The organism is Nonomuraea sp. NPDC051298 (assembly GCF_055586305.1).
The window spans coordinates 143,826-155,105 of sequence record NZ_JBVJIM010000019.1 but is presented as its reverse complement, the minus strand read 5'-3'; the positions used below and the strand labels follow the sequence as shown (position 1 = coordinate 155,105).

Here is an 11,280-nt window from a genome sequence, read left to right as displayed (position 1 = left end):
CGGTTCGTCGGTTTGAGACAGGCCGAATGACAGGCGCAGCATTCGGCGGCCACCTCTTCCCTGGGGTGGCTGATGTTCGAGAGCAACAGTGAGTCAGTAGAAGGGTTCCGCGGTGTACGCGATCGTTCGTTGCGGCGGCAGGCAGCAGAAGGTCTCCGTCGGTGACGTCCTCGAGGTGGACAAGGTCGCCGGCGAGGTCGGCTCTTCGGTTTCGCTGCCGACGGTGCTCGTCGTCAACGATGGCGACGTGACCACCGAGGCGGGCAAGTTCACGGTCAGCGCCGAGATCCTCGGCGAGACCAAGGGCCCGAAGATCCGCATTCTCAAGTACAAGAACAAGACCGGTTACAAGAAGCGCCAGGGCCACCGCCAGCGGTACACCCAGGTGAAGATCACCGGTATCGAGCAGGCCTGAACGGGAGTTTGAGAGATGGCACACAAGAAGGGCGCGTCGTCCACCCGGAACGGTCGTGACTCCAACGCCCAGCGCCTGGGCGTCAAGCGCTTCGGTGGTCAGTTGGTCAACGCGGGCGAGATCATCGTCCGCCAGCGTGGCACCCACTTCCACCCCGGTGACAACGTGGGCCGTGGTGGCGACGACACGCTGTTCGCGCTGGCCGCCGGTCACGTGCAGTTCGGTGTCAAGCGCGGCCGTCGGGCCGTGAGCATCGTTCCCGTCGCGGAGTAGGGTTTCCTCCTTCTCCCGACCTTTGGGTGTGGCTTGAGGGGTGGATCGACAGATCTGGTGTCGATCCACCCCTTTGGCGTTTTCTCGCTGCCCGGCGTTCCGTGGTGATCGCCGGGTAGTGCTTCGGATGAGATGCCCCGGCCGGGGCGATGGAGGGATACGGGATGCCGGACTTTGTGGACCAGGTGGTCCTGCACATCAAGGCCGGTGACGGGGGGAACGGGTGTGCCTCCATCCACCGGGAGAAGTTCAAGCCGCTGGGCGGCCCCGACGGGGGCAACGGGGGGCGGGGCGGTGACGTCGTCCTGGAGGTCGATCCGAACACGGCGACCCTGCTCGACTACCACCACAGGCCGCACCGCAAGGCCGACAACGGCAAGCAGGGCCAGGGTTCCAACCGCGACGGCGCTAACGGGGGTGACGTGATCCTCCCCGTGCCCAACGGGACCGTGGTCAAGAACGCCGACACGGGCGAGGTGCTGGTCGACCTCGTGGGCGCCGGCACCCGCTACGTGATCGCGCAGGGCGGGCACGGCGGGCTCGGCAACGCCGCGCTGGCCAGCACCAAGCGCAAGGCGCCCGGGTTCGCGCTGCTCGGCGAGCCGGGAGACGTGCTCGACGCGATGCTGGAGCTCAAGAGCGTCGCCGACGTGGCGCTGGTCGGGTTCCCCAGCGCGGGGAAGAGTTCGCTGATCGCGGCGCTGAGCGCGGCCAAGCCGAAGATCGCCGACTATCCGTTCACCACCCTGATCCCCAACCTGGGCGTGGTGACGGCGGGCGAGAACGTGTTCACCGTCGCCGACGTGCCCGGCCTGATCCCTGGGGCGTCGCAGGGCAAGGGGCTCGGGCACGAGTTCCTGCGGCACGTCGAGCGGTGCGACATGCTCGTGCACGTCATCGACTGCGCCACCATGGAGCCGGGGCGCGACCCGATCACCGACTACGAGGTGATCGAGGCGGAGCTGCGGGCGTACGGGAGGCTCGAGGACCGGCCGCGGATGGTCGTGCTGAACAAGGCCGACGTGCCCGACGCGCGAGAGCTGGCCGAGCTGGTCACGCCCGAGTTCGAGGAGCGCGGGCTGCGGGTGTTCACGATCTCGGCGGCCACGCGTGACGGGCTGCGGGACCTGACGTACGCGATGGGCGAGTGGGTCGCGGCGGCCAGGGCGAACAAGCCGATCGAGGAGCCGACGCGGCTGGTGATCAGGCCCAAGCAGTTCGGGGACGTCGGGTTCCGGGTGCGGAAGGTCAACGAGAACCTGTTCCAGATCACCGGTGAGAAGCCGGAGCGGTGGATCAGGCAGACCGACTTCAGCAACGACGAGGCCGTGGGCTATCTCGCCGACCGGCTGGAGCGGCTGGGGGTCGAGGAGGAGCTGGCCAAGGCGGGCGCCACGGCCGGGGCCGAGGTGGTGATCGGGCCGATGGAGGGCGGCTACGTCTTCGACTGGCAGCCGACGTTGAGCGCGGAGTCGGTGCGGCAGGGGCCGCGGGGGACCGACACCCGCCTGGGTTAGCGGCCGGTTCCCGGCTCAGGCGGGCGGCAGGCGGGTGGGCGGGTGGCGGACGGGTGGGCGGTGTGGCGGTGCGGCTGTGTGCGGGCCTGAGGACTGTGGTGTCCGAGGCTCGCTGGTAGTGCCCCGGGGGCGGTGACCGGTGACGTCTGGGGCCCGCTGAGAGGCTCTCAGGGTGGGTTGAGGGGGGTGGGGTTCGGCCTTCTCGGCGGGGTCCCGGTGCTGGTGGACGTGGGGCTCGAGGGGCGCTAGGGGGTCTGGCGGAGGGTGGCTTCCGCGCCGCCGTCGGCGTACAGGATCTGGCCGGTCATGAACGAGTTGGCCGCGCCGACCGTCCACGCGAGCAGGGACGCGATCGCGGCCACCGGGCCGGGGAAGCCCAGGGGCTGGGGCATCGCGGAGGCGACGAGGTCGCGGGTGACCGGGTCGTCGAGGAATGCCGTCCTGGCCGTCTGCGTGTCCACGACGCCCGGCGCCACCGCGTTGAGCGGGATGCCGGAGCCGGCCCAGTCGGGGGTGACGGCCGTGCGGCGGAGCCACTGGTTGAGCGCCAGCTTGCTCGACGGGTAGACGATGCGCCCCCGGCCGGACTCGACGGCCTGGCGGACGGCCTCTGCGGCGGCCTCCTCGTCCATGGACAGGCAGGCGGCCACGAGGCTCTCGTCGGTGGCCACGATGGCGCTCAGGGACGAGACGGCCACGGCCCTGGGCTGCTCGGCGGCGGCCAGGAGCGGGCGCAGGCCCTCCATGGTGGCGATCGTGCCGAAGAAGTTGAGACGTACGGTCGGCTCCGAGGGGACGGCCAGGCCGGCGACGGCGACCAGGCCGTCGACCCTGCCCTTCGAGAGCGCCGTGACTTCGGACACGAGCCGCTCGCGTCCTTCCACGGTGGTCAGGTCGGCGATGACGTCGGCGTCGCGTACGTCGCAGCGGATCACCTCCGCCCCACTCTCGGCCAGGTGGTCGGCGGTGGCGGCGCCGATGCCCGAGGCGGCTCCGGTGACGACATAGGTACGGGTATCCATGGGCAAATAACTACACTCATAGCAGTATTGCAGTCAATGCAGCAATTTGCCGGACGTCGAGCGGATAGGCTGCCAGACGTGCGGGAACAGATCAGCTCAGCGTCGAAGGTCGTTGTCAAGGTCGGCTCCTCCTCGCTCACCACCCCCCAGGGCATGATCGACGTCGACCGCGTCGACGCACTGGTGGACGTGCTGGCGGCGCGGCGCCGTACGGGGACGCAGATCGTCCTGGTCTCCTCCGGGGCGATCGCGGCGGGCCTCGGCCCACTCGGGCTGAGCGCACGACCGCGTGACCTCGCGACCCAGCAGGCCGCCGCCTCGGTCGGGCAGGGCGTGCTCGTCGCCCGCTACACCTCCTCCTTCGCCCGCTACTCGCTGCGCGTGGGGCAGGTGCTGCTGACCGCCGACGACATGATGCGCCGCGCCCACCACGCCAACGCCCAGCGCACCCTCACGCGGCTGCTGGAGCTGGGCATCGTGCCCATCGTCAACGAGAACGACACCGTGGCCACCGACGAGATCCGCTTCGGCGACAACGACCGGCTGGCGGCGCTGGTGGCGCACCTGATCCACGCCGACGCGCTGGTGCTGCTGTCCGACGTCGACGCCCTCTACGACGGCCCGCCCAGCCGCAGCGGCTCGCGGCGGCTGACGGAGATCCGCGGCCAGGAAGACCTGGTCGGCGTCGAGCTGGGCAGAAACGGCGCGGCGGTCGGCACCGGCGGCATGGTGACCAAGGTGCAGGCGGCCAGGATCGCCACCGGCGCGGGCGTGCCCGTGGTGCTCACCGCCGCCGCCCACGCCGCCCAGGCGCTCGCCGGAGCCGACGTCGGCACCTACTTCCACCCGGGCGGCCGGCACCCCGGCACGCGCCTGCTGTGGCTCGCCCACGCCACCACCGGGCGCGGCCGGCTCCACCTCGACCAGGGCGCCGTGGAGGCCATCGTGGGCCGCCGCAAGTCGCTGCTGCCGGCCGGGGTGACGTCGGTGGAGGGTGAGTTCGCGGCGGGTGACCCGGTTGACCTGTGCGGCCCGCAGGGGCTCGTGGTGGCCCGCGGGCTGGTGAACTTCGACGCCGCCGAGATCCCCGGCCTGCTTGGGCGCTCCACGAAGGAACTGGCGAGCGCGCTCGGTCCGGAATACGAACGCGAGCTGATCCACCGCGACGACATCGTCATACTGGAAGCCCATAGCTGAAATCCGATGGCCGAGACTTGATGAGGAGCACGCGATGTCCGAAGAGTTCCTGAAGGTCGCCCGCGCGGCACGAGAGGCCGCCGCCGAGCTGGCCCCGCTGCCGCGGGTGCCCAAGGACCGGGCGTTGCGCGCGATCGCCGACGCCCTGGTGGCCCACGCGGCGGAGATCGTCGAGGCCAACGCCCAAGACGTCGAACGGGCCAGGTCGGGCGGCACGTCCGAGGCGATGATCGACCGGCTGCGGCTCGACGAGGCGCGGGTCGCGGCCATCGCCGAGGCCGTACGCGAGGTGGCCGACCTGCCCGACCCGGTCGGCGAGGTCGTCCGGGGCGCCACGCTGCCCAACGGCCTGGAGCTGCGCCAGCTCAGGGTGCCGCTGGGCGTGATCGGCATCATCTACGAGGGCCGTCCCAACGTCACGGTCGACGCCGCCGCGCTCTGCCTCAAGAGCGGCAACGCGGTGCTGCTGCGCGGCTCGTCCAGCGCCTACTCCTCCAACACCGCGCTGGTGAAGATCATGCAAGGGGCGCTGGAGGGCACCGAGGTGCCGTCGGGGGCCGTCCAGCTCGTGCCGGGGCAGAGCCGCGACTCGGTCAAGGACCTCATGCGGGCCCGGGGCCTGGTCGACGTGCTGATCCCGCGCGGCGGCGCGTCCCTGATCAACTCGGTGGTCGAGGAGTCGAGCGTGCCGGTGATCGAGACCGGCGTGGGCAACTGCCACGTCTACGTCGACGCCGAGGCCGACGTCGACCTGGCCGTGCAGATCCTGCTCAACGCCAAGGCGCAGCGGCCGTCGGTGTGCAACGCGGCCGAGACGTTCCTCGTGCACGAGGCCGTCGCCGCCGCGTTCGTGCCCAAGGCGCTGGAGGCGCTGCGCGAGGCGGGCGTGACCGTGCACGGCGACGAGCGCATCGCCGCCCACGGCACCGGCGTCGTGCCCGTCACCGAGGACGACTTCTATACCGAATACCTCTCGCTCGACATCGCCGCCGCCGTCGTCGGCTCGCTGGAGGAGGCGGTGGCGCACATCAGGCGCTACGGCTCCGGCCACACCGACGCCATCGTCACCCGCTCGCAGGGGGCCGCGCGCAGGTTCGTCGCGCTGGTTGACTCGGCGGCCGTGGCGGTCAACGCCTCGACCAGGTTCACCGACGGCGGGGAGTTCGGGTTCGGCGCCGAGATCGGCATCTCCACGCAGAAGCTGCACGCGCGTGGCCCGATGGGGCTGACCGAACTCACCTCGACCAAGTGGATCTATACGGGTGAGGGGCATTTGCGCACGTCAGAGGGTACGGTGGTGGCCGGTTAGTCGGCGTGTCGGCCTGACCGGCGCCCGGTGCCGCAGATTGACTTGGGGGCATGGACATTGTCGTCGCCCTCGTCTTCGCCGCCGCGGTGCTGTTCGGCGCGGACCGGCTGCTGCTCTGGCTGGAGAGCCGCGGCCACGTCAACTGGCGCAGGAAAGGCCGCAGGCAGCTCTCGGACGAGCCCACCGCCGGGCTCGACAGCATGCTCTCCGATCACACACGCCGATAAACCTTCGGCGTGCCTCAAGCGGCAACTCGCGTACCGGCGCTAGGGTTGTGTCCCTTATGGGCACGCCCGGCGGGGAGGGACGGTGAGCAAGCTCGGCAAGGTCGGGCCGTACACCCTGGTCGAGCGGCTCGGCCGAGGCGGTATGGGCGAGGTCTACCTCGCGGCAACCCGCCGAGGCGAGCATGTCGCGCTGAAGGTCCTGCACGACCTGGCCGAGGACGAGACCTCGCGCGTCAGGCTGGAGCGTGAGGTTCGCGCGCTGCGCAGGGTCGAGAGCCCGTACGTCGCCAAGGTGCTCGACGCCGACCTGAGCTGTGCCCGTCCCTACCTGGTCATGGAGCACATCGAGGGCGCCACGCTGCTCGACCGCGTACGTCAGAGCGGCTCTCTCGACGTCGCCGGGCTCGTCGACCTGGCCCAGGGCATCGCCGCCGCGCTCGCGATCATCCACGCGGCCGGGGTCGTGCACCGCGACCTCAAGCCGGGCAACATCATCATGGCCACCCGGGGGCCCGTGCTGATCGACTTCGGCATCGCCCAGGTGCTCGACGCGACCAGGCTCACCATGACCGGCACCTTCCTCGGCACGCCCGGCTACACCGCGCCGGAGATCTTCGCCGACGAGCAGGTGGACTCGCCGGCCGACGTACACGCCTGGGCGGCCACGGTGGCGTTCGCGGCGACGGGGCGGCCGACGTTCGGGCGGGGGACGGCCGAGGCGCAGATGTACGCGGTGCTCAACGGGCAGGCCGACCTCAAGGGGGTGCCGGTCGAGCTGTTGCCGCTGGTGCGCGCGGCGCTCAACCGGGAGCCGGGCAAGCGGCCCACGGCGGCGCTGCTCGCCGACCGGCTGTCCAGGCTGGCCAGGGCGACCAGCGCGGCCACGACCACGGGAGAGACCGAGGGCGGGGCCGTCTCCGGCGCGGGGCGGGCGGCCGACGCCGTCGAGGAGGCGGGCAAGGGCACCGCCGTACGCAGTCGGACCGCCGAGGAGGCCGCTCCGGGGCGTGGCGAGGCCAAGGCGCGCAGCCGTCCCAACGCGGTGCCGACGGAGGGGAAGGTGCCCGCGCCGCGCGCGCGTACCGGGAATCGGGCGGGGGCGGATGGTGGGCGTTCGGGGAATCGGGCTGGGACGGATCCTGGGCGTGCCGGGAACCGGGCGGCGTCGGACGGTGGGCGTTCGGGGAGCCGGGCTGGGTCGGATGGTGGGCGTTCGGGGAATCGGGCTGGGTCGGATGGCGGGCGTGCCGGGAGCCGGGCTGGGTCGGATGGCGGGCGTGCCGGGAATCGGGCTGGGTCGGATGGCGGGCGTGCCGGGAATCGGGCCGGGTCGGATGGCGGGCGGGCCGGGAGCCGGGCGGCGTCCGATGGCAAGGGTGCGGCGTTGGCGCGTAGCCGGGCCGAGGGGAAGGTGCCGGCGCCGCGCGGCCGTGCCGGGGGCGACGGGAAGAACACGGGGCCGCGGGACAAGATGACGGCGTCGCGGCAGCGTACGGCGGCGGCACTCGGCGGCAGGACGGCGGCCAAGTCGCAGGACCGGCGCAGGACCGCCGGGCTGCGGGCCGAGTCGGCCACCACGCTGCCCGCGGGCAACGGCGCGCTGCTGCTGCTCGCGGTGCTGGCCGTGCCGTGCGTGGTGGTGTCGGTGATCTGGCCGATCGCCTCGATCGCGATCACGGCCGTGTTCGTGGTGCTGACCAGGACGTTGTGGATGGGGCACTGGATGGTCTGGAAGCGCAGCTCGCGGCGTACGCGGGTGGCGCTGCGCGTGCTGCTCTTCCCCGTCGCGCTGGTGGGGTCGGCCGCGACCGCCGTCGTCTGGCCGGGGGTGCCCGTCGCCGTCACGGCGGGCGGGGCGCTCTGGGCCACCGGTGGCGGTGAGATCGCCTCCGACTGGTGGCAGCAGGCCGCGCCTGTCACGGTGGCGGGCGTGGTCTTCGGGATGTTGTGTGGTGGTATCACCGGGCGCGAGATCGAGCGGATCGGGCATCGGTTGCCCGAACTGCGCAGAGAAGGGCTGCGGGCGCTGGCCGTACTGGGTGGGTTTGTTGCCTTGTGCGCGGCGGCCGTGCGTGCCATCGCTCTGCTGCTGTGAGCGGGCGAGCGAGATTGGGCGGCCGAGCGGGCGGCCGGGGGGCCGGGGCCAGAGGGGTGACGTGCACCGGTGGCGATGAGTGGCGATGACGATGCGTGGCGGTGGCGAAACGCGGTGGTGCGATGCACGGTGGTGGAGGGGTGGCGCGTGTGGTGATGCAGGGTGGCGATATGCGGTGGTGCGAAGTGCGGTGGTGCAGGGGTGGCTATGTGCAGTGGCGCGATGTGCGGTGGTGCGGGGTTGAGGTGGTGCGGGGTTGAGGTGGTGCGGGTTGGTATTTGTGAGGTGGTTGGGGTTTGTGAGGGGAGTCGGGCTTGCGGGGCGGGGTGGTGTGGGGCGGATGAGGGCGGCCCGCCGCCCGTGTGCGCGGCGGGCCGGCGCGGCTGATCAAGCGGAACTGCCGCGTTTGTGGCGAACCTGGCGTGGCTCAGATTTCGGCCTGGGCCTGCTTTGGTGCCGACCTGGCTTTGGCCTGGGCTCTGTGCTGGTGCCGTTCTGGTTCGGGCCTGGTGCCCTGGTGCCGGTCCGGCCCGTGGTCTGGCACCGGTTTGGATCTGGTCCTACGGCCGGTTCGGGCCAGGGCCAGGGCCTGGTCCTGCGGCTGGTTCGGGCCAGGGCCTGGGCCTGGGGCCGGTTCGGGCCTGGGCCTGGGTCGCTTCGAGCCTGGGTCTGGGCCGGTTTGGGCCTTGGTTTGGTGCCGATTCAAGCCCTCGCCCTGTGGCTTGCTTGGGCTGTCGGCGTGGCGCTGGTTCGAGCCCATTGTCTGGGCCCATTGTCTGGGCTGGATGCCTGGGCTGGTGTCGCCGTTGGCGTGGGCGGGTGCTCGTTTGGGCCTGGCCCGGCTTGGTGCCGGGGCCAGGCTTCAGCCCTGGCCGCCGTCGCGGCGGGAGAAGCGGTTGAAGATGCGCTCGCCCGCGTTGACCGCGCCCTCGGCCACGTCGCGGAGGACGCCGATGAACGGGTCCTGCGACTGCTGCCACGACGCGCGGTACGACTCGGCCGCGGCCTTGATCTCGTCGGTCACCCTCGCGTTCGGGTCGTCCTCCCGGCGCGGGTAGTCGCCGCCGAGGATCCGCTCGTACTCGCCGCTGCGCTGCCACTTGTCCAGCTCCGCCACGCGTACCACCGCGAACGGGTGGGTGGTGCCGAGCAGGTTGAGAACCTTGAGGAAGCCGTCGCGAAGGTCGCCCGCCGTGTCGTACTCCTGGTACTGCTCCAGGAACGCCTCGATGTTCATCTCGTGCGTGTAGTCGCCCCCGGCCAGCTTCATCAGCGCGCGCTTGGCCGCCTCGGGGTCCTGGCCGACGAGCAGGCCGCCGCGGTCGGAGGACAGCTCGGACTTGCGGTACCACTCCTCCAGGCCCGCGACGATCGCCCGCAGGCCGATGTAGCCGAGCGGGATCCAGGCGACGCGGGTGGCCAGGCGGGTGAGGATGTCGAGCATCGTCCGGTAGACCGCGTGCCCCGACAGGATGTGTGAGGTCTCGTGGCCGATGACGAAGCGCTGCTCCTCCTCGTTCATGAGGTTGAGCAGACCGGTGGTCACGACGATGAACGGGTCGTCGAAGCCGATGGCCTTGGCCTGGACCGCCGGGTCCTGCTGGATGTAGATCTCCGGGATCCGGTGCAGGTCGAGAGTGTAGGCGGCGTCGCGGCCCATGTCGTAGACGGAGCGGAACTGGGTCTCGCTCACGCGTACGGCCGACGCCAGGTACATCAGGCGCAGCCGACGCTCGCTGATGAGACCGGACATCTGCTTAAGAACGGTGTCGAACCCACTCAACTTACGCAGAGCGACCAGGGCGGACCGGTCTGCGGGGTGTTCGTAGGCTCGGGACGAGATGCCGGGCAGTTGGACGCGGTTGCGGTCCGGGGTGGTCGTCATGCCCGGCATGCTACGTCCGCAACGGAAGTGATGCGCGGTCATCACGCAGGGGGGTGCCATCATGTTGCGGCAGAGTGCCCGCGTAAGGTCCGATTCATGATGAACGCGCCTGGTGTGCAGGGGAAGCGGCGAGTGGGTGTGATGGGTGGGACGTTTGATCCCATTCATCACGGCCACCTCGTGGCGGCCAGCGAGGTGGCCCACCATTTCCAGCTCGACGAGGTGGTCTTCGTGCCGACCGGGCGGCCGTACCAGAAGTCGGGGCGCGAGGTTTCGGCGGCGGAGGACCGCTATCTCATGACGGTCATCGCCACCGCGTCGAACCCGCGCTTCTCCGTCAGCCGGGTGGACGTGGATCGGCCAGGGCCGACGTTCACGATCGATACCTTGCGCGATATTTCTGAAGTTTACGGTCCTGATACTGAGCTGTATTTCATCACCGGCGCCGACGCCCTCGGCGCGATACTCGACTGGCAGCAGGCGGACGAGTTGTTCGAGTTGGCGCATTTCGTCGGTTGTACGCGTCCGGGGCACACCCTGCACGACCCCGGCCTGCCGGAGGGCAGGGTCACGCTGTTGGAGATTCCCGCACTGGCCATTTCCTCCTCCGAATGCCGTCAGAGGGTGGCAAAGGGGGAGCCGATTTGGTACCTGGTGCCCGACGGGATCGTCCAGTACATCAACAAGCGGGGGCTGTACCAGGGGGCCGGTTGAGGCTTTCGCCCGGTGGCCGACGTGGTGGCGGTGGTGGCCGCGCGCGGGCCGGGTCGGCTCCGGAGGGTATCCGTGCAGGTCAAGGGGGTGGGCACGCGGAGTCTTCACGGCGTCCTTGTGACGTCCTCGTGGCGTAGGTGAGGGGTTTCGGGGTGGAAGGGTACCCTCAACTTAAGGGCATGCTGCCGACACAGGAGGACAGACCCGCATCGTGACCGCATCTGACAGATCCGTCCAGCTCGTGCGCATCGCCGCGGAGGCCGCGGCCGACAAGCTGGCCGATGACATCCTCGCCTACGACGTAAGCGAACAGCTCGTCATCACCGACGCCTTCCTGCTCTGCTCCGCCACCAACGACCGCCAGGTGCGCGCCATCGTCGACGAGATCGAGGATCGGCTGCGTACCGAGGCCGACGCCAAGCCCGTGCGCCGCGAGGGCGAGCGCGAGGGCCGCTGGGTGCTGCTCGACTACATCGACATCGTCGTGCACGTCCAGCACGAGGAGGACCGTACCTTCTACGCGCTCGAGCGCCTGTGGAAAGACTGCCCGGCCATCGCCTTGCCGGAGAGCGTCATGCAGGCCAACCTCCAGCGGGCGCGAGCGTGAGCGAACGGAGCGTACCGAC

The 11,280-nt window shown here is 70.6% G+C and carries 11 protein-coding genes; 9 read left to right on the top strand and 2 right to left on the bottom strand.

The window, feature by feature from the left end:
• Positions 1-112: 112 nt before the first annotated feature.
• The 3 genes from rplU to obgE all read left to right on the top strand — a co-directional run bounded on the left by rplU (position 113) and on the right by obgE (position 2,205).
• Complete coding sequence (gene rplU / locus ACZ6S0_RS39325) at positions 113-415, top strand: 50S ribosomal protein L21 (protein ID WP_043634375.1); 303 nt, start codon at positions 113-115, stop codon at positions 413-415.
• 15 nt (positions 416-430) lie between these two features.
• Positions 431-688, top strand: coding sequence for a 50S ribosomal protein L27 (gene rpmA, locus ACZ6S0_RS39320; protein ID WP_012893687.1), 258 nt, complete (start codon positions 431-433; stop codon positions 686-688).
• Between the two features lie 164 nt (positions 689-852).
• Positions 853-2,205, top strand: coding sequence for a GTPase ObgE (obgE, locus tag ACZ6S0_RS39315; RefSeq protein ID WP_465924416.1), 1,353 nt, complete (start codon positions 853-855; stop codon positions 2,203-2,205).
• Positions 2,206-2,450: 245 nt separating this feature from the next.
• Here the strand turns inward: obgE and ACZ6S0_RS39310 are convergent, their stop codons facing one another.
• On the bottom strand, positions 2,451-3,227 hold the full coding sequence (locus tag ACZ6S0_RS39310) for an SDR family oxidoreductase (protein WP_465924415.1): 777 nt from the start codon (positions 3,225-3,227) through the stop codon (positions 2,451-2,453).
• 36 nt (positions 3,228-3,263) lie between these two features.
• On the opposite strand from ACZ6S0_RS39310, the gene proB reads away from it, so the two are divergent.
• From proB to ACZ6S0_RS39290, 4 genes are all read left to right on the top strand, one after another.
• Positions 3,264-4,424, top strand: coding sequence for a glutamate 5-kinase (gene proB, locus ACZ6S0_RS39305; RefSeq protein ID WP_465924414.1), 1,161 nt, complete (start codon positions 3,264-3,266; stop codon positions 4,422-4,424).
• 34 nt (positions 4,425-4,458) lie between these two features.
• A complete protein-coding gene (locus tag ACZ6S0_RS39300; RefSeq protein ID WP_465924413.1) occupies positions 4,459-5,733 on the top strand; it encodes a glutamate-5-semialdehyde dehydrogenase in 1,275 nt (424 codons plus the stop codon).
• 50 nt (positions 5,734-5,783) lie between these two features.
• A complete protein-coding gene (locus ACZ6S0_RS39295) occupies positions 5,784-5,960 on the top strand; it encodes a hypothetical protein (RefSeq protein WP_344874251.1) in 177 nt (58 codons plus the stop codon).
• Positions 5,961-6,042: 82 nt separating this feature from the next.
• Entirely contained in the window at positions 6,043-8,055 is a 2,013-nt protein-coding gene (locus ACZ6S0_RS39290) for a serine/threonine-protein kinase (protein WP_465924412.1), read from the top strand.
• Between the two features lie 862 nt (positions 8,056-8,917).
• Here the strand turns inward: ACZ6S0_RS39290 and ACZ6S0_RS39285 are convergent.
• Positions 8,918-9,949, bottom strand: coding sequence for a M48 family metallopeptidase (locus ACZ6S0_RS39285; protein ID WP_465924411.1), 1,032 nt, complete (start codon positions 9,947-9,949; stop codon positions 8,918-8,920).
• 87 nt (positions 9,950-10,036) lie between these two features.
• On the opposite strand from ACZ6S0_RS39285, the gene nadD reads away from it, so the two are divergent.
• Positions 10,037-10,654 (top strand): nicotinate-nucleotide adenylyltransferase, encoded by a 618-nt coding sequence (gene nadD / locus ACZ6S0_RS39280; RefSeq protein ID WP_344874245.1) that lies wholly within the window; start codon positions 10,037-10,039, stop codon positions 10,652-10,654.
• 211 nt (positions 10,655-10,865) lie between these two features.
• Positions 10,866-11,261, top strand: a complete 396-nt coding sequence (gene rsfS, locus ACZ6S0_RS39275; RefSeq protein WP_357867153.1) for a ribosome silencing factor — start codon at positions 10,866-10,868, stop codon at positions 11,259-11,261.
• Positions 11,262-11,280: the final 19 nt, after the last annotated feature.